The organism is Prevotella marseillensis (assembly GCF_900625065.1).
Lineage (GTDB): Bacteria > Bacteroidota > Bacteroidia > Bacteroidales > Bacteroidaceae > Prevotella > Prevotella rara.
The window spans coordinates 488,303-511,906 of record NZ_UYXY01000001.1 but is presented as its reverse complement, the minus strand read 5'-3'; the positions used below and the strand labels follow the sequence as shown (position 1 = coordinate 511,906).

General features: G+C 42.8%; 23 protein-coding genes and 3 pseudogenes. 12 read left to right on the top strand and 14 right to left on the bottom strand.

Translation table 11 applies throughout. The annotated features are described in order from the left end of the window. Positions 1-5 precede the first annotated feature (5 nt). Together EJL04_RS02310 and EJL04_RS02305 are read left to right on the top strand one after the other, a co-directional pair. Positions 6-1,043: a sugar kinase gene (locus EJL04_RS02310; protein ID WP_125103946.1), complete on the top strand. Its 1,038-nt coding sequence runs from the start codon at positions 6-8 to the stop codon at positions 1,041-1,043. 386 nt (positions 1,044-1,429) lie between these two features. Continuing rightward, positions 1,430-2,047 carry a TetR/AcrR family transcriptional regulator gene (locus EJL04_RS02305; protein WP_418874902.1) on the top strand — a complete coding sequence of 206 codons (618 nt, stop codon included), beginning with the start codon at positions 1,430-1,432 and terminating at the stop codon, positions 2,045-2,047. A gap of 737 nt (positions 2,048-2,784) precedes the next feature. On the opposite strand, the gene fucP is transcribed toward EJL04_RS02305, so the two are convergent. The 3 genes from fucP to EJL04_RS02290 all read right to left on the bottom strand — a co-directional run bounded on the left by fucP (position 2,785) and on the right by EJL04_RS02290 (position 5,855). After that, positions 2,785-4,101, bottom strand: coding sequence for an L-fucose:H+ symporter permease (fucP, locus tag EJL04_RS02300; RefSeq protein WP_125103944.1), 1,317 nt, complete (start codon positions 4,099-4,101; stop codon positions 2,785-2,787). Between the two features lie 363 nt (positions 4,102-4,464). Next, positions 4,465-5,142 (bottom strand): AlkZ-related protein, encoded by a 678-nt coding sequence (locus tag EJL04_RS02295; protein ID WP_125103943.1) that lies wholly within the window; start codon positions 5,140-5,142, stop codon positions 4,465-4,467. Next, the gene (locus EJL04_RS02290; protein WP_125103942.1) at positions 5,139-5,855 is read right to left on the bottom strand and encodes a DUF169 domain-containing protein; all 717 of its coding nucleotides are present in this window, start codon (positions 5,853-5,855) and stop codon (positions 5,139-5,141) included. The genes EJL04_RS02295 and EJL04_RS02290 overlap by 4 nt, the downstream gene beginning before the upstream one ends. Before the next feature lie 271 nt (positions 5,856-6,126). Between EJL04_RS02290 and EJL04_RS16545 the strand changes: the two are divergent. From EJL04_RS16545 to EJL04_RS02265, 5 genes and pseudogenes are all read left to right on the top strand, one after another. Continuing rightward, positions 6,127-6,562 (top strand): annotated as a pseudogene (locus EJL04_RS16545) (hypothetical protein). 21 nt (positions 6,563-6,583) lie between these two features. After that, a complete protein-coding gene (locus tag EJL04_RS02280) occupies positions 6,584-7,009 on the top strand; it encodes a DUF2867 domain-containing protein (protein WP_241209929.1) in 426 nt (141 codons plus the stop codon). Continuing rightward, positions 6,982-7,227: pseudogene (locus EJL04_RS02275) on the top strand (TraQ conjugal transfer family protein); the annotation flags it as partial. The gene EJL04_RS02280 and the pseudogene EJL04_RS02275, both read left to right, overlap by 28 nt. A gap of 191 nt (positions 7,228-7,418) precedes the next feature. After that, positions 7,419-9,557, top strand: coding sequence for an AAA family ATPase (locus EJL04_RS02270; RefSeq protein WP_164511713.1), 2,139 nt, complete (start codon positions 7,419-7,421; stop codon positions 9,555-9,557). Continuing rightward, positions 9,538-10,590, top strand: coding sequence for an HNH endonuclease (locus EJL04_RS02265; protein WP_125103938.1), 1,053 nt, complete (start codon positions 9,538-9,540; stop codon positions 10,588-10,590). The genes EJL04_RS02270 and EJL04_RS02265 overlap by 20 nt, the downstream gene beginning before the upstream one ends. A gap of 138 nt (positions 10,591-10,728) precedes the next feature. On the opposite strand, the gene EJL04_RS02260 is transcribed toward EJL04_RS02265, so the two are convergent. Beyond that, positions 10,729-11,184 (bottom strand): GNAT family N-acetyltransferase, encoded by a 456-nt coding sequence (locus EJL04_RS02260; protein WP_125103937.1) that lies wholly within the window; start codon positions 11,182-11,184, stop codon positions 10,729-10,731. A 663-nt stretch (positions 11,185-11,847) separates the two neighbouring features. On the opposite strand from EJL04_RS02260, the gene EJL04_RS02255 reads away from it, so the two are divergent. Genes EJL04_RS02255 through EJL04_RS02240 form a run of 4 tightly spaced genes read left to right on the top strand, consistent with a single transcriptional unit; the run spans position 11,848 to position 14,992 of the window. Next, the gene (locus EJL04_RS02255) at positions 11,848-12,348 is read left to right on the top strand and encodes a helix-turn-helix domain-containing protein (protein ID WP_164511712.1); all 501 of its coding nucleotides are present in this window, start codon (positions 11,848-11,850) and stop codon (positions 12,346-12,348) included. Position 12,349: 1 nt separating this feature from the next. Then, entirely contained in the window at positions 12,350-12,721 is a 372-nt protein-coding gene (locus EJL04_RS02250) for a DNA-binding protein (RefSeq protein ID WP_070613087.1), read from the top strand. Further along, a complete protein-coding gene (locus EJL04_RS02245; RefSeq protein ID WP_071122430.1) occupies positions 12,718-14,745 on the top strand; it encodes a bifunctional DNA primase/helicase in 2,028 nt (675 codons plus the stop codon). The genes EJL04_RS02250 and EJL04_RS02245 overlap by 4 nt, the downstream gene beginning before the upstream one ends. Before the next feature lie 43 nt (positions 14,746-14,788). Then, complete coding sequence (locus tag EJL04_RS02240; protein WP_070613127.1) at positions 14,789-14,992, top strand: helix-turn-helix domain-containing protein; 204 nt, start codon at positions 14,789-14,791, stop codon at positions 14,990-14,992. Between the two features lie 150 nt (positions 14,993-15,142). Here EJL04_RS02240 and EJL04_RS02235 read toward each other — a convergent pair whose 3' ends face one another. From EJL04_RS02235 to EJL04_RS02225, 3 genes and pseudogenes are all read right to left on the bottom strand, one after another. Further along, positions 15,143-16,507, bottom strand: a complete 1,365-nt coding sequence (locus EJL04_RS02235) for an ATP-binding protein (RefSeq protein WP_071122431.1) — start codon at positions 16,505-16,507, stop codon at positions 15,143-15,145. A gap of 129 nt (positions 16,508-16,636) precedes the next feature. After that, on the bottom strand, positions 16,637-17,125 hold the full coding sequence (locus tag EJL04_RS02230; protein WP_071122432.1) for an SLOG family protein: 489 nt from the start codon (positions 17,123-17,125) through the stop codon (positions 16,637-16,639). Between the two features lie 7 nt (positions 17,126-17,132). Beyond that, positions 17,133-17,678, bottom strand: a pseudogene (locus EJL04_RS02225) (phosphoribosyltransferase); the annotation flags it as partial. 444 nt (positions 17,679-18,122) lie between these two features. On the opposite strand from EJL04_RS02225, the gene EJL04_RS02220 reads away from it, so the two are divergent. Beyond that, positions 18,123-18,380 carry a helix-turn-helix domain-containing protein gene (locus EJL04_RS02220; RefSeq protein ID WP_032839925.1) on the top strand — a complete coding sequence of 86 codons (258 nt, stop codon included), beginning with the start codon at positions 18,123-18,125 and terminating at the stop codon, positions 18,378-18,380. A gap of 34 nt (positions 18,381-18,414) precedes the next feature. Here EJL04_RS02220 and EJL04_RS02215 read toward each other — a convergent pair whose 3' ends face one another. From EJL04_RS02215 to EJL04_RS02185, 7 genes are all read right to left on the bottom strand, one after another. Further along, positions 18,415-18,792 carry a hypothetical protein gene (locus EJL04_RS02215; RefSeq protein WP_071122433.1) on the bottom strand — a complete coding sequence of 126 codons (378 nt, stop codon included), beginning with the start codon at positions 18,790-18,792 and terminating at the stop codon, positions 18,415-18,417. 77 nt (positions 18,793-18,869) lie between these two features. Continuing rightward, positions 18,870-19,232, bottom strand: a complete 363-nt coding sequence (locus tag EJL04_RS02210) for a hypothetical protein (protein ID WP_032839926.1) — start codon at positions 19,230-19,232, stop codon at positions 18,870-18,872. Position 19,233: 1 nt separating this feature from the next. Further along, on the bottom strand, positions 19,234-19,401 hold the full coding sequence (locus EJL04_RS02205; RefSeq protein ID WP_070613098.1) for a glyoxalase: 168 nt from the start codon (positions 19,399-19,401) through the stop codon (positions 19,234-19,236). Between the two features lie 7 nt (positions 19,402-19,408). Further along, entirely contained in the window at positions 19,409-19,723 is a 315-nt protein-coding gene (locus tag EJL04_RS02200; protein WP_070613100.1) for a sulfide:quinone reductase, read from the bottom strand. Between the two features lie 1,230 nt (positions 19,724-20,953). Next, positions 20,954-21,988 (bottom strand): Fic family protein, encoded by a 1,035-nt coding sequence (locus tag EJL04_RS02195; RefSeq protein ID WP_071122435.1) that lies wholly within the window; start codon positions 21,986-21,988, stop codon positions 20,954-20,956. A 273-nt stretch (positions 21,989-22,261) separates the two neighbouring features. Next, positions 22,262-22,735, bottom strand: a complete 474-nt coding sequence (locus tag EJL04_RS02190) for a hypothetical protein (protein ID WP_071122436.1) — start codon at positions 22,733-22,735, stop codon at positions 22,262-22,264. A gap of 77 nt (positions 22,736-22,812) precedes the next feature. Then, on the bottom strand, positions 22,813-23,577 hold the full coding sequence (locus EJL04_RS02185) for a ParA family protein (protein ID WP_071122437.1): 765 nt from the start codon (positions 23,575-23,577) through the stop codon (positions 22,813-22,815). Positions 23,578-23,604: the final 27 nt, after the last annotated feature.

The window sequence follows — 23,604 nt, the reverse complement described above, 5'->3', positions numbered from 1 at the left end:
TTGACATGAGACAGAAAATAGTTACGTTTGGTGAAATTATGCTGCGCATGACACGTCCGGAGAAGCTGCGCATCATACAGGGAAGCACATGGGACGGATATTTCGGAGGCAGCGAGGCCAATGTTGCCGTGTCGCTGGCCATGCTAGGCAATGATGTCGAATATGTTACACGCCTGCCCGACAACAAATTAGGTCAGGCTTGCCTTAACGAACTCAGAAAATACAACGTAGGCACTCGCTTTGTAACCCGCGGCGGCATACGTCTCGGCACCTACTATTATGAGAATGCGGCAGCCATGCGCGGCTCGAGCGTAGTTTACGACCGTGCCGACTCGTCAATGACCACCGTTGCCAAAGGCACAATCAACTGGGCTGACGCATTTGCCGATGCATCCGTCTTCCATTGGTCGGGCATATCCTGCGCCCTGTCACAAAGCGCTGCCGACGTTACCGAAGAGGCCGTGTGCGAAGCAGAAAGACAGGGCCTTGCAATATCTTTCGACATAAACTACCGCAAGAATCTGTGGAAATACGGCAAGAGCGCCCACGACATACTGCTTCCGCTGGCCAAGAAATGCGACATAATGTTCGGCACCGAAGGCGAATGGCAACTTCTCACGGGCATCACTCCGCCGAAATTTACTGCCACGTCGCCAGCTTTCACCTTCGACATCCAAAGCCATAAAGAGTTTTTCAGCAAGGCAAAAGACATGTTCCCCAAATGCCGCAAGATGATTCTTGCCCTGCGCAACACCCTTTCGGCCAACCATCACATACTGTCAGGCGTTCTCTGGTCAGACGGCAACATCTATCCTGCACGCATCTACGACATAGACAACGTCATCGACCCTATGGGTGCAGGCGACGCCTTCATAGCTGCATACATTCATGCCCTGCTGAAGTTTGGCGACGACAGCCCGAAGGACATCAACTTCGCCCTCACCGCATCTGCCATCAAGAACAGCATACCCGGCGACTTCAACCTCACCACCGAGGAGGAAATAACAGAAGTGTACGAGAATGCAGGAAAAAGCATCGGATAAATAAGAACGGAGCATAGCAGAGAAGTTCTGACAGAACATATACCTGACGGCAGGTTTGCCTGCATAAAAGGAATTGTATAACAATCCTGTTATCCACATCACGAATATGCCGCCTATTTAGCACATGCAAAAGGCCTGAAATATAAAAGCATACCTTTTGCATTGTAATTTGCCGTCTTTTAGCTCATAAAAGGCGGCAAATTGCACGCTAAAAGGGCACGTTTTACAACGGTGTTGTTAAGTGTCTGATAATAAGACAAATAGCATATATGCAACAATGCATGGCCAAAGACATTCCTTATCGGCCATTTGCTCCATAAAAAGCATTACAACATACAGCTGAAAACTAAAAAAATATTGTATCTTCGCAGCTGAAAACAAAAACGATTATGATAACAAACCGCGAAGAAGTGATAGACAAGGCTTTCAGGGTTTTCCTGAAAATGAACTACGAAAAGGCAAGCATCAGCACACTGGCGAAGGCTTGCGGACTTGCAAAGACCGGAATAGTGTATTATTTTCCGCATAAGCTTGACCTGTTTGTTGCCGTGGCCGACAAGTTCTTCATACAACTGCAGAACCCCGTAAACAAGTTTGACCAGCCGGCAGACACACTGGCGGAATTTATAGATCAGTATGTGGCCGGAGTGTCGAAGGCAATGAACGGAATTGTAAGTCTTGTGAACGACGGCAACAACCCATACGACTGCTGCCCGAACTTCTATTATATCCACTTTCTTTCGCAGGTCCGCATGTATTATCCCGGCATAAGACAGAAGATTGAAGACATCTTCAGCAAGGACTATGAGATGTGGTCAATGGTGATACAGAGGGCTAAGGACAAGGGCGAGATAAGGAGCGACGTGGACGTTACGACAACGGCACGGATGTTCAGGCAGGTATTCTACGGCATATCATACGAACACGCCTTCCTTAACGGCCTCGACACCAATGAACTTAAAGAAAACTTCAAATATCTGTATTCGCTGCTGACACGAAAGTGAAAGCCCCACCAGACCTCCCCTGTGGGGAGGCTTTTGTTTCTCGGTAGTTAGAATTGTTAAAGGAGCATTTTCTAAGTGAAAAGTTAAGAGAAGGCGTCAAAGCGCAATTAAAAATTAAAAGTTAAAAACGCCTGACGGAAATGAAAAATTAAAAGTGAACAATGAAAAATCCAAATGCTAACGTAGTGCTTGTGACAATAATCAACAAGGCTAATGTGCCGGCGGATCTGCGCTCCGCCGGAATCAAATATAAGGATCTTTGATCCTTTTGTTTCTCGGTAGTTAGAGTAGTTAAAGGAGCATTTTCTAAGTGAAAAGTGAAGAGTGAAAAATCCAAATGCTTTGAGGACTTCTGTCGCAAGCACTACGTTGCTATTGTGCCGGCTGATTTGCAATCTGCCGGTAGATATTATCAGGATTTTCAATCCGCTTAAAATACCGCATGTTTAAATGAAGTCTACATGATGTAATAGCAAATAGGAAGTAATCGGATTAAAAAATCCTTATACTCACTTCCGGCGGAGCACAGATCCGCCGGCACAATAGCAACGTAGTGCGTCTTACGAAAGTGAAAAATTAAAAGTGAAGAGTGAAAAATCCAAATGTATTGTGGTTTCTACTTGTAAGCACTACGTTTGCTATTGGATTTTTCACTCTTCACTTTTAATTTTTCATTTCCGTCAGGCGTTTTTCACTTTTAATTTTTAGTTGTTAATTGCGAATTATTTTGCTCCCTTTTACGAACGCGAAGCGATGCGCGAATAAGAGCGCACACCATACCATATTATCACAAGGAAACAGATTAGCGGCAGCACAAACGACACGTTGACGGCCGGCAGCCCCATAACATATCCCTGATCGATGATAAGAGCCTGCAACGGAGGCAGTACGCTTCCGCCAAGTATGGCCATGATAAGTCCGGCGGCACCAAACTTGGCCGACTCGCCCAATCCATACAAGGCTATTCCGTAGATCGTGGGGAACATCAGTGACATGCAGGCAGAAACGCCTACAAGACAGTAAAGGCCATAGATGTTCTGCATAAATATCACTCCTATAAGCAGAAATACAGCCACCACGGCCAACGTGGCAAGCATGGCGCCGGCATTGAAGAACTTAAGGAAGAACGTGCAGATGAAGCGGCTGCAGCAGAAGATTACCATGGCTATGATGTTGTAATGCTGCGACATCACCTCGGCGTCTTTCTCCGACATACCTGTCTGCATGAGCAGATGAGTACCATACTGTATGATAAACGTCCAGCACATAATCTGCGCACCGACATAAAAGAACTGGGCTATCACTCCCTCACGATAATGAGGCAGGCGGAATATGTGCCTGATGGTAGACATGAAGTTGCCGTCCTGCTTCTCTGCGTTTTTCGGCATGCGCACAATCATCAGCAGAAATACCATAAAGAGAATCACCACGCCTATTATCACGTAAGGCTGTATGAGAATGCTCAGGTCGGAGTCTCTCACCACGGCATACTCGGCCTCGCTGAGCTGCTCGCGCGCATCGGAGTCAAGCGGATTGAGGCGCGACTGAATGAAGTTCATTGCTACATACATGCCCAGCAGCGACCCGATGGGATTGAACGACTGGGCAAGGTTAAGGCGCCTTGTAGCCGTCTCCTCTGTGCCCATCGACAAGATGTAAGGGTTGCAGCTCGTCTCAAGGAACGACAGGCCGCAGGTAAGTATGAAGTAGGCCAGCAGGAACGAATAATAGCAGCCTGTGTACTTGGCCGGGAAGAACATAAACGCACCTACGGCATAAAGCAGCAGACCTAAAAGAACACCTGCCTTATAAGAATATTTGCGTATGAAGATTGCAGCGGGAAATGCCATGGCAAAATAGCCGCCATAGAAGGCTACCTGAACCAGGGCGCCGTCAGTAACGCTCATCCTGAATATCTTTGAAAAGGCCTTTACCATCGGGTTTGTTATGTCGTTGGCAAAGCCCCACAGGGCAAAACATGACGTAATCAGTATGAACGGAACAACATAGCTTATCCCGTCTTTCTTCAAAAGATGTTGTTTTTCGGTTTTCATATTAGTTACAATGTTTAAGCATATATCTGTCCGAAGGTCGTGCAGGGCGACGGTCGGCCTTGTTGGCATCAAAGGCATTTAATCACGGTCATTACCGCTCAACTGTATGAAGCCGCCATACATCTAAGCATGTGCATGCAGCCTGATGAATGCATCTTTCGCCATCAACACTTGTGTTCTCATATTTTTTGTCGTCAGTAGCATGTTTCGTGCATGCGCAATGCAAATGTACAATAATTTACGCTACAGACAAAATCATGACTGCGTTTTGTTCACTTTTAGCTGATACATGACGCCGCCTGGCAACATAAGCAGGATAAGCGGCGGAGAACATACAGCCCCGGCAGGCACATTCGGCAGATGTCATGACTTTATCCCGAGCAGACTGTTATAAGTCTTTTCTGGCATATCCGGCAATATTTTTCTGAAATGTTCAAGCAGCTTATCGTATGATTCTTGTGGCGTGCGGTCAGGGCTACATGCTTCTCGTCCAAACAGACTTTCGGGCGTTGTCAGCAGCGACCATCCCCAGCCGTATTCACGCCCATGTCTGTCGCGCGGATAGATAAAGTCTTCTGTTACAATATAGCAGCCCATTTCCAGTCGTGTCAAATATGCATCGAAACGGCTGCGCATCTTCGGCCCCGTAAATCCGCATGCAGCGCGCAGTTCGCGTGTGATAAGGCTCCCTTCGCTTTTCAGTGTTACGAGAACGGCCTCCTCTACGCTACCCTCTTCGGGATACGGATAAAGGCTGCGGCGATAATTGCAGAAGTCAGGCCACCACTCACTGCTTACGAAAGCAGCTTTACGCTTGAAGAACTTGCCATAGGCGCAACGGCTTTCACGCAGCACAGAGCCTTTCCATTCCCACAAAGGCCATTCCCATCCTCCGTCAGGCAGGCGCGTGTACTGACATTCTTCGTCCACCGCATCTTCTGCCGACCAGCCGGCAATGCCCATGCGGAGCAAAGGCAGAAAACCTATCTCGTTGATATAGTCGACAAGTTCCGGACAGGTGTGTATAAGCTCTTGTCTCATTTCCCAATCTCCCCGTTAATACGTTTTCTTACTATCGAGTATGCTTTCTGGAATAGCGCCGATTGCTCCATCGTCTGCATCATTTCATTAAAGCGGTGCATCGGAATAACAAATGTCAGTTCGTTGGCAGGAACAAGCGGACGGGCTGACGGGTCTAACATTCCGATAAAGCAGCTGCGCCCCTGTTTCCTGTTCTCGTTTACGGCAAATGTCACTATGCTGCAGCAACCTGAAGCAAAGCGTGTGCATACGGCATCGTCGGCATCATTGTCGTAGAAAGCCCAGCTGCACAAGCCTGAAAGCACATCGGGCGTGGCAAAGAACAGTATGCCTTCTGCGTCATCTAATGAAGCGAGCTTATCCATACGCACAAAGTTGAGATACGGCTTTTCAGTCAGACTGATGCCCAGACGGTTCACATATTCCTTAACCTGTTCGGGCGTCTGCTTGTAGTGTTCCTGTTCCGAAACAAAGCGCGGTATGCGTTCCTGCATCGGTGCAAATCGTGTATACAGACTTCCGCCGCCGCACAGCACATTGTCAACGCTCAACGTCAGCGCCTGACCGTCGCACACATTGCGTATCGCCCCAATCATGCAGCGCGGTATTTTCCTTATCTCCTCAACAGGCGTATCGCTATATCCAAAGGCCACAGGCAACGGAACGCCATCACCAAACGCCTCTCTATATCTCTGCAAGAATTTCTGTATCATAAGCATCAAACATTAACTCTCCCCAAAGTTATAAGTTTAATGCGAAATTTGATAAGGGAAAGGCAAAAAGATGCAAGAAAGTAAGATATTTTTGCGATTGTGAATAACAGCTTTGCGACTCAGAAAAGACTAAAGGAATAGAATATGCAAGTTCAAAGGTTAATCAAGAGATAAATTTTATATTAAAACGGACAATATAAAAATACTTCTATCAACTTATCCATTTATTATTTCATTTTCGTACCTTTGTATACTTACTTACGTTATCATCATGGAATTGTCAGATTGGTTTAAAGGATTTGAAAAAGGATTAGCCAGGCTATCAACTGAACAGCGAAAGGCCTTTTTTGCAGAATGCGGAAGCAACTGTGTTAAATGTGGTACACTGCAAGTTTATAAAGATCTATATGACAGCGCAAGTGGCGATATACCTTTTCTTTCATAATGCAGACAAATTGCCGGGAGTAAAATGTGAAACAATTGAGAAAAGTGCAGCCTACTATTTGTATTTCACAGAATGTACTTGTGCGCTTCACAAAAAAGGTTATGTCTCAACACCTTTGCTTTGCGAATGTTCAAGGCAAAGCATCCTTTATGTTCTACATACATTATGGAACAACAAAACCTTCTCTGTAACGCTTTGCGGCTCGATTCTGCAAGGAGAGCAGAATTGCAAAATTAAAATTGAAGTAAAAGAACAAGTCTGAAACTCACAAATTAAAACGATAATGGAAGCTGATTATACTGACTCTTATACGGCAATAGTAAAAAATTCTCATTGGATAAATGCTAAAGAATTATTTAACCTAATGTTTGTTCACCACCCTAAACCTATACAATATTTACTCAAGCTGCGCGACCAAATAGTAAAACCTTTTGGCATTAAAAGAAGTGGCGGATTCACAGAGTTAATAAAAGAAGAGGACGAAGATAAACTAATCTTTGGAAAATCTGACAAACATTTAGACTTTCATGTATTGTTGCAATGCGATGCCCCCAATACACAGAAAAACTCTCAACTCATTAGAATAACGACATTTGTAAAATATCATAATTCTTTAGGCAAAATATATTTCTTTGTCATCCGTCCTTTCCACATCTTTATTTGCAAATGGCTATTGAAACGGGCAACTGCCAGCCTACAAACTACCTGATACGCTATTTTTTGGCTTACAGCAAAGAAAAACAGGAAATGGATAACGGTACAATGTTCCTACCCAATGACCTGTACCCGCTGGAGAAAGAAACGTTCCGGATCTACTACACATCGGCATCTACCGACCTGCAAACGATAGACATATATAATATTGACAGTTTCGGGCAGATGCAACAACTTTCGTTCTCGTTTAATAACGAAAATAATGGGCTGTAATTGAATTCAATGAAATAAAGTAAGGTATTTTTGGCTTGACTTTATTTTTTTAGTAATTTTGTGCAACAAAAATGAGAGACTTGTTGGTATAGTTAAATATGCATTAATTTAATTCCGCCAACGGGTATAAAGTAACTTAGTTTATGCTACAACCAATATCTACAACAGTGTCTCGTTATCATAATGAGTATATGAAGACTGAACGTTTGAAACACAATGGTGGTTCTGTTCCCGAGGCAAAAGACTTCTCTATATGTGCACTCAAAATAATGGATGATTGTGCGCAGAAAAAATGCCTTCGAGGTGGATTGTATTTCTTCAATGACCGTTTGTGTCAGACACAAGAAGGAGAGATTGCACTTAATCCTAAATGTCAGGTTCCTAATGATTTCTATGGTCCAAATATTAATATACAAGCAGTCGTAGGGCAAAATGGTAGTGGTAAGTCTTCAATCCTGGAATTACTTTATCGCATCATCAACAATTTTACATTCATGTTGGAGCTAGGTATGTACCGGAACTCTTCTGCTGAAAAACTCTTTTATGTAAAAGGATTGCATGCTACTCTCTATTATCTGCTCGATGATCACATCGGAACCTTGGTGGCAGATGGTGATGTTATGCATTTTCACTATGATAGCTACGAACAGCACCTACAATTTGAGGTCTTGAATAGCCAAGGACCTTATAAAGTTCTGACTCAAGAACTTGATATTCATAACGAAGTGGTTGAAGAGGCTGCAATTCTTACGCCACTCCGCAGGATGGCAGAGGTCTCACGACGATTCTTTTACACCATCGTAACGAACTACTCTATGCAGTCATATAATGATCAGGACTATTCTGATGAAAAGACTTACAAGGAGTTCGTCCCTAAGTTGGAACAGAGCAAAGGTGGAAAGAAACAGGTTAGCAAAGTAGTAGTTGAGCGTGAAGAAGGTGATGTATGGATTCGTAGTATTTTCCATAAAAATGATGGATATCTTAGTCCTATCGTTTTGAATCCTTACCGAGATGAGGGAGTTATTGACACGTACAAGGAATATCGACTTTCTCAGTATCGGCTCTCTACGATATTTATTCAGGCAAAGAAAAAAGGTATTCAAGTAATTGACGATTATAAATTGGCTTCTGTAGATTACACCTATGACCCTTGGGCTGTAGAAATAAAGTTCAAAAAACTCTATTTAGGTAAGGTCCGTCATGACTCAGAATGGATGGAATTTTCTGATGTGGCATCATGGCATAAGGACCATCGAGATAGTATTGCTTATTTACTTCTGTGTGAATTAGGATTAGATGAGTTGGACTTTACAAAGAACATCATTAGGGATGCTGCTCTCTACATGGTTTATAAAGTGCTTTCTATTGCATCCAAATATCCTTCCTACTATAAGTATGAAGATTTCGGTAATCTTGAATCCTATTTTCAAGGAGGAGAGTACTATTCCAAACAGATTCGTAGTCTTGTTGCTGCAATTAAGAAAGACAAGTCTCATATCACAATAAAGTTCCGACAGGCAGAGAATTTTATCAATTTGATTAAGTGTGACGCTGGGTTTGAACGAAAGTTTAATAGCACTTTTACTTTTGATTATTACCAAAAGAAATTGGAAGTATATGGTCTAATAAAGAAGTCTCCCTCAAACCTACGCGAGTTAACAAAAATACTACCTCCAGCGTTTTTTAGTATTGACATAAAACTGAAGAAAGATGATGAGGCTACTATAAGTTTAAGTCGTATGAGTAGTGGAGAACGACAGTTGCTTTATACCTGTGGCACCTTTATATATCATATAATTAACTTGATGAGTGTGCAAGATTCTCGCAGAGTTCGTTACCGCAATATGATGCTTGTGCTTGATGAAGTGGAGATTTGTTTTCATCCGGAGTACCAAAGACAATTTATCAGTCGTTTGCGGGATATGCTTGCAAAGTTCCGTTTTAACAAGTATTGCTCTATTTGCATTATTATTGCGACGCATTCACCCTTTATCCTGAGTGATATACCGCAACAAAACATACTGTATCTGAAGAATGGACAATGTGTGAATGATAATGTATCTGTTAATCCCTATGCCGCAAACGTAAACGACATTTTACACCAGAGTTTCTTTTTGGATAAAACCTTCATGGGTGATTATGCTTTGGATAGAATGCAAAAGTTACTAGCAGACATAGAATCCTATGGGAAAAAGAAGATTAATCGAAATATTGCGGAGCTAAAACAGGAGATAGCCTTGATAGGAGACAAGTTCCTCAAGCAGCAGCTCACAGCGTTACTAACATATAAGGAGACACTATTTAATCATGGACAGAATATTGATTGACGATGACATCCTGAAATATGCACAAATGTATGAGCAAGCTTTTCGTGGATGTCAACTTGATGTGCCGACTAAGTTGCGGAACATAAAAGTAAAGCTTGATACTTACAATGTATATAACCGCCTTTCTCCTAATGTTCTCGATGAATATAAGGAATATGTAGAAGAAATTGCTAAAGATTATGACAATGCAGTAGACAAGACAAAGAACTTGTTAGTTCTTCAACCTGAACATTTTCAAGACTATATAAACAAATATGAAGGAGTTTCATTTCAGCATGTAAAACTCGATAAAGAACTTGTTTATCATAAACAAGTTGGTGGAAAAAGACCAGGCCCAAAGAAGAAAAAATTCTGGGAGTTGATAGTTGATGCGATGCACTATGAGAAGATAGTTCGTCCAATAATGGTTCCCATCATTGAGGCTATGGGAATTAGAACTTGCGTATATTGTAATATGCAGTATGCTCTTACCATTGACCATAGTAAGGGATTGTATGAGTTAGATCATCGTTTCCCCAAGTCAAAGTATCCTTATTTATGTACAACATTCTATAATTTGCAGCCTAGTTGCCCAACATGTAATCACGGCAAAAATACTGCTACCGCTGATTTTGGATTATATACCACTGACTCTAATAAATTGCATCCATTTCATTTGTTAGCAAAACCTCATTTATATTTAAGGAAACGTAGATTTAATCTCCAATATATCAATATCCACTTGATTCCGTCTGATGTACATAATTTAAGGAACTGTCAATTGGCAAAAACTCATGAAAAAGATTTTATGATAGATTCAACCTATGCAGCGGTAAAGGATGTGGCAGAGGAGACGATTTGGCGGTGCAAAGCGTATGATGACACATATAAGAATTTATTTATAAAGAATTTTCCCGAACTTTATAGTAAAGATGCACTCCATCGTTTTGTGTTTGGAACGTATTCTGACGATAAGAATGTTCATTGTCGTCCATTGACTAAATTGATACGTGATATAGAAAAAGATATGGGTGTTATTATAGAGCCTGTTTAAAAAATAATGATGCAAAAACGATTGGTTATAACTGTAAAAGTACATAATTTTGAAAGTACGGCTAGTGCCGAATTAGTTGCATACAATATAATCATTATATCCACTTTCTGACTAGCCTAACTTTTATATAAAATACAACTATCTACTTTTACTGATTTTTAAGTAAATCATATCTTTTAATTGTTTACCATCTTCAAAAATCGGATGATCATAATTATCAATGAAAAAATTGGGTATCCGATGTGAATACACAAATCCGCAATTCTTGTAGAAGGATATGGTTATAGGAGAGTCTCCTGTTCCGACAAGCATTGTATGACATTGAGCTTTATAATGTTCAAGAAGAAAGGATATCAACTTCTTTCCATAGCCCTGACGCTGGAACTGTGGATAGACTGCAATGTTTTTAATTTCGTAGACACCTGCGCCTTCTTCTGTTATAACGCATGAAGCTTTAACCTCATTGTTATCAGACAATACAAACATATCCCCGCGTTCAAGATAGCGATCAATCATGTACTCTTGCTCATCAGCAAGAAGCAGCAGATCTAGATATTGCTTTTTATTATGAAAGACTGGATATATATTTATCATATTCAGTTCCTACAGTCACGTTATATTTAATACATTGCTAATAATCACAAACAAAAGATGCGAACCACAAATGTGATTCGCATCTTTGCAAGTGGCGGAGAGACAGGTTTCTGAACTTGTCAGCCTATTCTCTCTGTATATCAGCGTTATAACATCAAGGTAAAGAACAAATGTAGCAAAATTGTAGCACATTTCTGAAGGCTTTTTGAAACCCTTTTGAATGCCTATGCCATCATTTTATCACGGTTCAAAGATACTAAAAAACGAACACATTGCCAAATGCTTTATAATAAATATTTTCAGCCACTCCACTGCTACACTTTTTAGTGCAAGGTGCGAGCCTATTTATATATATAGGCTTGCACCTTGCACTAACGGAGACTGTGTGTGGCATTGCACCAATGACTACATTCACAAACAACATCTTACTACCAAAAACTTATATCAGTCATTTCCCGGTTATGGCGAATCATTTGAAACCATACAATATCTGTATTATTCGGAAGGCTTTGCCGAAGAAATCATGTAGATGTTTGTGAAAAGGCTTTCTTGAGACATTTATGCTTTTCAAAATATAGTTTATACAGGCCTTACCTATTGACTATCTCCTATTCGGAAATAGTTGAAGGTAAATTAGTGCCATTAGCTCCTATAGTGATGCTAATGGCACTTTTTGACGCCAATTCACTACTGTTCCTGTTGATTTTATGTCTCTTATATTATTTCCCTGAATTTTTTGTTGAACTTGCTTCTACGGAAATATTTTGTGCCCAAGAGACAAGAATTTGCTTGTTTGGGAAAGATAATTGCCGCTTAGAAGCTACTAACTTTATATTTATGGAAAATATAGGAACAATGCTAAGAAAGCAACGTGAATTGAAAGGTTTTTCACAAGAGTATGTAGCTGGTTTAGTGGGCATTAGTGCCTCTGTAATTTCAAAGATTGAGACCGGTAAAACCAAGGCAAGATTTGATGTAATCAACAACATTTGCAAGGCTTTGGACATGAATTGGTACGATTTACTTTCCCCAGAGGAAAGACGCAGTAAAGAAGACTGCCGGATCAACCTCAATATCAACGTTTCCAGCCCGCAACAGCTGAAAGAATACCTTGACATATTGGGAAAAGACAATCTGCAAATCAAGAACCTAAAGAACAAATAGTATGGAAGTGATAACGATAGACAGCATTGCTTTTCAGAAACTGGTTGAACAGCTCAACCGGATTGAAAGCTACGTGGAGCGTACAACAGAGTTGTATCGTGATATAGACGATGCCTTGGAAATAAGCACCAAGGATCTGATGACCATCTTCTGTATCTCAGAATCTACGCTGTACAGATGGCGGAAAGGAGGTTCCATCAGTTTCAGATATACCGAAACCGGTGGCGTACGTTTTTCATACAGTTCCCTGTTCATGGCAATAAAGTGTTTCCGCATAAAGATTCCGGGTATGGCGAAGGAGGAAGCACTCAAACGACTGTCTGATTATAAAGACGGGATTCTTCTGAACAAATGCACAACTGAAACCAAATGATAGACAAGGAAGATATACTGGAACGTACAGGCCGCGGGCTTGCCGTGTTCAAACATTACATCAACTTTCCGGTGAGACCCGGAAAAAATTTCAGGAATCCGCTCTACGAAGACCGGATTGCTTCATGCAATATCTATTATGACCGGCATGCCCAAGTGTTCAAGATGAAGGATTTCGGAAATAACGAATATTCGGGAGACTGCTTCTGGTTCGTCGGCATGCTTTACGGATTGGACGTGAAAAGAGACTTTGTCGCTATCATCAACCGTATTGTATCGGACCTGAACATCACCATAGTCCACACAGGAAGCAACGATATGCCTGCTCGTAAAAAGGCAGTAGAAAAACGTATCATTATGAATGACAATGACAATCCAATAAGGAAGGATTACCATACAGAGGTTAAACCCTTTTCAGTTGCTGAACTTGCATACTGGCAGCAATATGGAATCAAGCCGGATACTTTGGAAAGATACAATGTACATTCCTTAAAGTCATTTGAAGGCTACAACCGTTCCGATAAAATTTATAAAATCAGTTCATCTGCAACAGAACCCATGTTTGCTTACATGGGCATGGGATTTACCAAGGTATACCGGCCTCGAAATCAGAATATGCGGTTCTTTTATGGAGGAGAGATGCCTGAGGTGTACTGTTTCGGTCTGGAACAGCTACCCAACAAGGGGGACATGGTTTTTATCACCGGAGGAGAAAAGGATGTAATGTCACTTGCCTCCAAAGGATTCAATGCCGTTTGTTTCAACAGTGAAACGGCCGCCATACCCACTTCACTGATTGAGATGTTTGACCGTAAGTTCCGTCATATTGTCTTTCTGTACGATATGGACGATACAGGCCGGAAAGAATCTGCTAGACGCATGGATGAATTGTCCTCGTTTCATGTACTCAGAATGGAACTGCCTATATCCGGAGCAAAGGGAGACAAGGATATTTCCGATTACTTTGCTTCCGGAAAAAGTGCAGCGGACTTTCAGGTACTGATTACCTCCATGCTGGAGAAGCTTTACTCACAAACTATGATGCTTTTAAAATCTTGCGAAATGGACTACAACAATCCTCCCGAATCTTCCAAAACAGTGGTTTCCGTCAACGGGGTACCGCTTGGTACCTACGACAACCTTCTATGTATAACAGGTGGTGAAGGTACCGGAAAAAGCAATTTCGTATCAGCCCTGATTGCAGGTACACTTGCTGACGACACACAAAACATCGATACGCTTGGCTTTGAAGTTTCACCAAACTACTCTGATAAGGCCGTGTTGCACTATGATACCGAGCAGTCTGAGTTTCAGTTATTCAAGAATCTGAGCAAGACAATCAAACGTATCGGATTACCTGCACCACCGGATTTTTACCATACGTTCTATCTGGCCCCTATGTCAAGAAAAGAGCGTATCAGCATGATCCGTGACAGCATGGATTTGTATTACCACCGGCACGGAGGAATCCACCTCGTTGTACTGGATGGCATTGCAGACCTTATCCGTTCGGCCAATGATGAAGCGGAAAGCATTGCCATTGTGGATGAAGTGTACCGCCTGGCCGGAATCTACAAAACCTGCATCATCTGTGTGCTGCATTTTGTGCCCAACGGAATAAAACTGCGCGGGCACATCGGCTCGGAGCTGCAGAGAAAAGCGGCAGCCATCCTCTCTATTGAGAAGGATGAGAATCCTGCCTATTCCGTAGTCAAGGCAATCAAAGTCCGTGACGGCAGTCCGTTGGATGTACCCATGCTGCTTTTCACATGGGACAAACAGAAGGACATGCACGTATCTGCCGGTGAAAAGCCGGCCGAAGACAAGGAGAAACGGAAAAAAGAAGAGTTGCAGGGCATCATAAAAGAAATCTTCCGAAGCCGGAAGAAAATCACGTACACTGAACTCGTAACCGAACTGATGCAGGCGATGGACATCAAGGAAAGGACAGCCAAAAGCTACATCAGCTACATGAAAACGAACGGTATGCTGAATCAGGACAGTTCGAACAACTACCAGCCTTGATGCTTCCGCTATTGGGAATAGTCAATCTAACAATTTAATGCTTATGAGAGAAATGAAACCTACATGCGACCCGAACGGGGTCTATTCCGTCAAACGTGTATGCGCCGAGCTGGGCATAAGCTACAAGACACTCCGGAAATACAGGGAAAGCGGCTATATCAAACCGCTGAATCCGGGCAATGTCTATCGGCCTAAGTATTCCGGACAATCCATCATTGATTGCTGGCATGTCCTATGCACCCTCTGAAACAACCGGCAGACTTGGACTCCCACCACACCAGTCCAAGTCTGTTTTCAGAAAAAAGACACAAAGCGAAATTCTATCTTTGGTTTTCAGATAAGGATTCCGCTTTGTGTCATCTATAAATAACCCGTGAGCAGACTCATGGGTCTTCATCTAAAACAATCCCGTCATGTATGCAGGCAAACAGAAAATATCCTTGTCTTTTCTTACATCTTTTGTGTAGAGAAGATACCTTTGCAGGATTCTTGAAGAAAATTTCTCCTGGAAAACATCAAGCGACTTATGGGACTTGTATCCGGAGGACTTCACTTCAATAGGACATATCTTATCTTTGCGGGAAAGCAGGAAATCCACCTCATAGTTACGGACAGTCTTGTTTCCGTCTTCGTCCTTGACTATTTCTTCCTGGAAAGTATAGTAGAATAATTCATTGCCGGCACTCTTGAGCATCTGGGCTATCGCATTTTCATATACATACCCCAGATCCACAGCAAGCTTATCCGAAAGAAGTTTCTGGTATATCACATTTCCTGTATAATCGCGATCCATAAAAGCGAGTGTAACGAACAGTCCTGTATCGGCAAGGAACAACTTGAAACAATCATAATCGGCATGAAGGGAAAAACCTACACTGGGGTCATTTGCATGATAGGAAAAGTTTACTGTCATCGAATCCGCCATATCCATCAGCAACTCACCCAGTCTGGAGGCAGTTGCATTCTCAATCACGCTTCCCACCTGATAACGCTTCGAATTTCGGGAGAGTTCTGCAGGTATTGAAGTAAACAAGCGTGAAGCACGTCCTGTCGGGTCTATTTTACGGAAATCATCAATATAGAGTTCGAGAATATTACGCTTTACCGCATCTATGGCTGAAAAATCATTCGATTCCAAATAAGCATTTACGGCCTGCGGCATACCACCTATAAGCATGTAAAGACGAAAATTACGCATAAGGTCACGATTGACAGCATCACCCAATGATTTTAAGTTTTGGTATGAGTATCTAATCAAATCGTAGGTTTGGGATTTATTGACAGCCCATAAAAACTCTTCGAAATCCAACGGGTACATAGAGATACGTGTTTCTTCACTCGGAATCACGATTCCTTTCACATTCTTTTTAATGGAAAGAAGTGACCCTGTTTCAATATAGTCATACCTCCGGTCCTTAACCAAGTGCTTGATGGCTTGTCGGGCCGGTGGATACAGTTGCACTTCATCGAAAATGATAACCGATTTTCGTTCATGCAATGAAACATTGAATAGTGACTGAATCCGCAGAAAAAAGTAATCCAAATCTGAAATATGGGAGAACAATTCTTTGACTGCTGCATCAGCTATTGAAAAATCGATGTTGATATAGGAGTCATACTCTCTACGGGCGAACTCCTCAGCAATGGTTGATTTTCCGATTCGACGTGCACCTTTTATCAAAAGTGCAGTCTGTCCATCACTTTCCTGCTTCCATTGGAGCATTCTTTCATAAATTTTGCGTTTGAATATTTTTTCGGACATATACTGAGAGTTTATTTGATTACAAAAATACACAATATATCGAAATCAGCAAAATGTTTTCGGCGGTTTTTGTCGAAATCAGCAAAATGTTTTTAGCAGTTTTTGTCGGAATCAGCAAAATGTTTGGCATTAAAAGAGATTGACGACAGTCATCCCCCTCTTCCGAGCCTCACGGCAAGTATAATAAGTCCCTCCTTTCTGTTTTCCGTCATAATAGGCAATCACATAGTTTGAATGCTGCAGCATGAAGTCATTTCGTCTGAGCAGACATCCTTTATAATAGGTATCACTCAACACAATCACCTTGTCTGCCTTGACAAGTATATGGTCATATCGTTGCTGTTCTGCCAAGTCCCAACGGCTGCTTTGTCCTCTGAACGGCACAACAGCTATCAGTTGCAGATAAGGAAGGCGAGCTTTGAGGGAAAGAACTTCCTCCGCTGCGAGCATGTCGAAACCCAAAGCCATCCCACAGATACATTGGTACTTTCCTTCCTTGTAAGCAAGAGAAACGGCCTTTCTGAGCCGTTCTCTCACCTTATCTTTCTGTTCGGGTGCAATATTCCGATGCCCTGTAAAGGCTATGGAAGCCTCCTTTATCGTAAATCTTTGTTTCATTGTCTGTTGTTTTAGCCAGGAAGATGCCCCCGATAACATGTGCGCCCAAATTCTCCAACTGGTCAGCATAGGTAGCCCATGTGATGCCGCGAGTGATAACATCATCAAATGTCACTACGGATTTTCCACTGAACCAATCTTCATCAAAATCGATGATATGCACTTTGCGGATTTCCTTTTCTATCTTTCGGTTTTCATGAATGGCAAGCCGTACGCCGATTACCCTTACATGCTCATAGCCGTTGATAGCTCCGGTCAGTTCACAAACCCTTTCACAAAAAGCCTTGTAACGAAGTTCGTTCTTTGGACTTGTGGATGCCGGAACTTGAACGAAAACAATATTCCTGCAGGATTCACCGTATTGTTCCTGCATGTTTGCTGCGGTCATTTGCGCTACCGCTTCAAAGCTTCTTCCGTCTTTGAAATCGTACACCATCTGTCTGTCGGCAATTTCCTTTTCACCGACGTTGCGAATACGCTTGGGAAAATACTTGCAGAACCATGTCTGAGGTTTTGCCAACTGCTTCTTGAGGTTATTGTCAATCTGTGCCATACGCTCTGATTTTTTCCCTTCTGTTTTGCTGTTTTTCAGCTTGTCCGAAGGGATATTTTTTGCTTTTATCAGAGTGCTGGCAGCCCAATAAGGCAAATTCAGGGCAGAAAATACGCTCAACTTGTTTGAGGAAGATTTTCTGCAAGGGATTTGACGTTTGGTGATGACAGCAATACCTTTGCAAAAAAATATCCTCGCAGGCAGAGATGATAAAATAGAACTGTCACCGTCTATACCAATCCTGTTTCTGAACTTATACATCCCATAAACAGAAATCGCAAGTCATTCCCATATAAATCATTCAGGAAAGACCGAACTCACCTTGGCAACAAGTAATGAGTAATACAAAGTCTTTCAAAACATCACAATATCCCTCATTATCAAAGATTTTACCTATTGCAAGAATGGACCTGCATGAGTAACTTTACACCCAAAAGAATACTTATGAACTATATACAGCAAATACAAACGATTGTGATACTCCCGGAAAAAAGATATTCTGTGAAGGAAGCCTGTATCTTCCTCGGCATCCACCGGTGTACCATCTATGACTACATCAGACATGAGGAACGTCCGCTTCCTTTTATCCGGATCCATACCGATAAAAGAGGCATCGTATTTCAGGGAAGCGACTTGCTTGCCTATAAAGCGGCAGGTCTCCCCAAGAAAGGGCGCAAATTCAAAGACAGTACATCTCGGTAGAAGGCTGTCTTTGAATAGTAGCAGGATGTGGGGGTCAGTTCCATTGGTTCCAGGGCAAGCCTATCAGCAATGACTTTCCGTCAGCTTCCCTCAGTTCGCAAGCCAGCAGCCACGCATCAGTCCGGATGGCATCCATGTCGTTTACCGCCTGCTGATACCGGGAAGGAGCCATAGCACCTGACTGAATCATCCATTCCCCGGCACAAGTCTCAGGATCAATGGCATCCACAAAGGATTCAATCTCCTTGATAAGGTTCTCCAACTTTCTATCTTTCATTTCAGCGGTGAAGGAAAACGGAACACCGCTCAAGGTTTTCCGATGGAAGTCAAAGAAAAGACTGCCATCTACATACTTTACAGAAACAGTCCAGCCAAGCAAGGCTGCAATGCTGAATACATTTTTATTTCTCATAAGACATAAAGCTACATACAGACCTGCCAAGTCCGTGATGGATATGGCAGGTCACTTTCTTGTTACAAATCATACGTTCAATAACCCATTCTTGCAAGGAACTCCTGCAAACGGCTGTCACGCAACTTTTTCAGTGGCACCGGATGGAAGTTTTCCTGCTGCCTTACTTGCAGCTTGCCGAAGCCTTGTTTGGTCAAATCCAACTCAATGTCCGAAAGTTCATTCAAGGAAATGTAGCCGTACTCGTCCTCCATCAGTCCGATGACGATACCGAAGAGGATAGTGTCGTTTCCTTCTTTTTCACCTTCAAGAATGAACCACCGCACACCACCGAGCGCAAAGATGGCACGGCAAATAGCGTCCTTTCCCTTGCCGTCCTGAGAATAGAGAGGAAAGCCTTTCAAGGCTTCCTCCAACTGCGTTGTCATAAGTCTGCACATATCAATCCAAAATTATTTCGTCTTTATAAACATCTATTTCTGCACCACTGCTGAACTGAACCACAAAACCATGTTCAGAGAGGGCTACGATAGTTCCTCGGTGGTAGCCTCGCCAAGGGGTTATCAACTCGCATTGTCTGCCATATTCGGGAAAATCATATTCATCCATAGTCCTGTCATTTAGAGGTTGGAAATTCGGGGTCAAAAATCAAGTCACACTCAATGAGCCGTTGATAGGCTTCTGCAGAAAGCCGTGATGCCCACTCATTGCGGTCATCGTATCTTCCCTGCTGATAGTTGTGTGCCAGCTGCTTCATGAAGCCGAGGAACACCTTGAACATCTGCTGTTGCAGGTAGCGGTGAGCTTTGGTCAGTTCCCTGCCAGTCTGGTCAGGTGAACACATACTGCCATTTACAAAGTTGGCGAACTCTTGTGCAAAAGCCTTGTCACGTTCGGAGATGGTAGCTCCGGATAATTCGGGATAATCCATAGTTAAAACAATTTAGATGGTTGCGATTCCGATTCTTCTCCCTCTTGTGAAGCCCTTTAGAGCTTCTTGGTCGGGAAAACCGTTTTTTCGTGCAGTTCCTCACTGCGGACAACAGGGAGAAAAAGGCAAGTGTGAGGTCCGAGGACTTTACGGAATACCCAATTTGGCACAAATTGCGGAAGGCTGCCGGAAAGTCCTCAGTCCGAAAGCGTCAGCGGCACTTGACGTTTCTCCCGTCCGCAGTACCTTTGCACGTATAAAACGAGTTGGACCAAGAAGCTCCAACGGTTTTCAAGACTTTCCCGACTAGGATTCCAAGGGAAAGAATTAGTTCTAACAGGTCATCTCAAATATATTCCTCAGAAAGTCCGCGTAACCCAGTATTCTGACCATCTTGAAGATGAGCTACCCGAAAACCGTTGCCGTTGTGAGAACCTACAAAGTGAAGCGAAGTGGAGCCTTGCAGGTTCTCTCTATGGCAACGGATTGGAGTTCCATTCGCAGCCAAAGCCACTCAGCCGAGCTTTGCTTGGTGTTGAAGACACGGAGCAAACCAGATGGCACATTCATTCCCAAAAAGGTCGTCACTTCCGGCATCGCATGAAATACGAATAGTCGGAAGTGGTGACCAACATCTGTGAGCTAACTGCATAAACCATTCGATGGCTCTACTTCCGCAAGCGTCAGCCTGCGTTCGGTAGAGCCATCGAGCAAGTCATCATTGGTAGATATGTTTTCCAACCTCATTGACACTGTGAGAAACAGCAGAGTGGAGCGAAGTGAAACCCTGCTGCTTCTCTCTGTGGCAATGGACTGAAACTTCCATTTGTAGCAAAAGCCTATCAGCCGGGCTTTGCTTGATGTCGAAGACACGGAGCAAACCGGATGGCACATCTCCCAAAAGGTCGTCACTTCCGGCATCGCATGAAATACGAAAAGTCGAAGTGGTGACCAACATCTGTGAGCTAACTGTATAAACCATTCGATGGCTCTACTTCTGCAAGCGTCAGCCTGCGTTCGGTAGAACCATCGAGCAAGTTATCATTTATAGATATGTTTTCCAACCTCATTGACACTGTGAGAAACAACTGAGTGGAGCGAAGTGAAACCCTGTTGCTTCTCTCTGTGGCAATGGAATGAAACATGCAAAAAAACGACAAACCTACCATGCTATGCTCCAGCCTGCATCAGGTAAGATTTCCGTTTAATAATCAATAGATTTCTGTAATTTCAAAAATATGTTTTTACAGCAAACAGGAACTGATCAATGAAAATCTGTTTGAATGCTGCAATATTGTTCTGTTCATAGAACATCAGCATTGCTTTTTTATAGTCAATTGAATCTACACTGCGGAATGAGATAGGACAATAGCCGTAGGCAATCAAAATTCCATTGCTTATGATGCGTGCCGTGCGTTTGTTGCCGTCAGAAAATGCCTGTATATAGGAAAGGAGCACAAGAGCCAACAAAGCCTTTTCAAACACTTCATTCTTGCCGTTAATAAGCTGACAACTGTCTTCAAGGGCTTCCCTGATTTGAAATTCATTATCAAGCGGTTGATAATTTGTTCCGGTTATACCGACACGCCTAAGACGGATATGGCGTTCGACACCCAGCTCCTTAACAAGCAGCGCATGGATTTCCTCTATACGAGTTAACGATATTTCTTTCAGATAATCCGGTACATCAAGGATAAAGTCAAGAGCATCCTTATGGTTAAGCAGCATCACAGCTTCCTCTTTGGTCTTTCCGTTAGCGGTCTGTTTCTCTTTCAACAGACGTTCCGTTTCAAGTAATGAATAAGTATTACCTTCGATTTGTGAGGATTTCCATGACAGGTCTATACCCAACCTTTCCATCTCCTTACGATATTCAATATCCGTCATTTCCGAAAGGTGCAAACGAAATTTTGACTGTGCTTCATGCAACAACGCCAGCTCATCGTCTGTAAACAAACGTACATTCGGCAATATGTCACGTATCAGGTCAAAGTTAAAACTTTCCTGGACCGTGCGTTCATCAATATCCTTGTCAAAATAAGTATCAAGACTGAGTGGCATGGTCACATGAGCTTGAGGAGTGAGTTTGTATTTGGTAGCCGGTCCTTTACCGACCACCTCGATATACCCTTTTTCCACACAGTCTGCAATGACACGCTTTAAGGTACGTTCGCTTATCTCTGTAGTGACAGCATGTCCTATCTCCATACGTTTTGAAAGCGGATGATAGTGCAAATATTGTAATATTTCAGTTTCTGTTGTCATATCTAAAATTCTTAATCGGGACAAATATACTGCTTTCTCGTAGAAAATCGGGTCAAATTGGCCTGTTTTATGTCTTTAAAATCATAGTTTTGTCCCGATTCAAATTTAAATTAAAATCATCAGCACAAGAATGCAAATGAACAAACGATAGAAAAATATCAGCTTGAATGAGATGCTGCAGATGGAATATTTATAGACCTCAATTCCCAAATAACGTAGCAGTCCTGTTATTGCTGTCTGGCGCTTGCAATGACAGAACTACAGCAGAAGTTTCTACTTCCTCTTTGGCAGGCGGATTTTTCGGTTGTCTGTTTCCCATTTATCCACATAGTTGTTCAGAGCTTCAGAAATAACGTCCTTCAATAAGGCACCTTCCACAAGAGAAATGTACTTCACCTTTTGAAGTAAATCCGGATCTACGATAAAGGTGGCTCGAATTTCATGGGGCTTCTTGCCACTTTTGGCTGTTTCGCCTTTCTTGGGGCGACCCACATTCTCCCTGCGTTTGGCTTCCAGTTTGGACTTCATTTTATCGGTAGCTTCCATTTCGGTTGCTTCTTTCTTCGAAGATGCTTTTGCAGGTGCTGCCTTCGGACTATCCATCTTATCCGTTTGAGCAGCCGGCTGTTTCGCTTGTTCTGCTGCTTGCTCAACAGCCTGTTCCTTAGGCTGTTCCTGTACCGGGTCAGATGGAATGGCTTCACCCATGAAGCCATCCATCAATAAGGATAAATTCTTCTTACTCATATTGTTTACTTTATTACTTGTTTACTTGCTGATTAACTTACTATGTTACCAATAACCTTTGTGATTAGTAATATAGTTTACCTATTTTCTTCCCGACTGATTATTTCATCGGCCAGTGTTCGATAGTCTGCTGCACCGTTGCTTTTCGGTTCGTACTCAAAGATGGTCTGACCAGACAGCGGCATTTCGGCTATGGAAATATTCTCCCGGATTTTCGTCTGAAAAACCTTCTCTCCGTACCGCTTTTCCACCATGGAAATCACTTCCCTGTTCAACTTCCGGTTATTGAACCTGGTGAAGAAAACACCGCCTAATTCAAGCATTGGGTTTACCCTGCGTTTCACTTCCCGAACTATATCATCCAGCATGGTCAAGCCTTTCAAGGGCAAGGCTTCGGCAGTGAGCGGTATGTAGAGTTTGTCCGCTGCCACCAGCGCATTGGTCGTCACGATACCGAGTGAGGGAGAGCAATCCATCAGGATGTAGTCATACTTCTCCTTATGTTCATCAAGACAGGATTTAAGGATGCCTTCCCTTGCCATCATGGTAGCCATGTCTATTTCGGCTCTTGCCAAGTCCAGTGATGCTGGAACAAGGTCCAGGTTTTCACGGATGGGTACGATAGGTAGCGGTTGGTCTTTGACCAGCGTATCATAGATACTTGTTTCCGGGTCTTCGTTCTGCGTCAGCGTGAACGTGAGGTTCTGCTGTGCATCCAGGTCAACGAGCAGCACCCGTTTTCCTCTCAGGGCAAGTGCTGCACCTATACATGCGGTAGAAGTAGTTTTGCCGACTCCACCTTTCTGATTGCCGATGGCTATTGTTATATTTTTTGCTACCATTTTTATAGGTTTACTATATTACTTTAC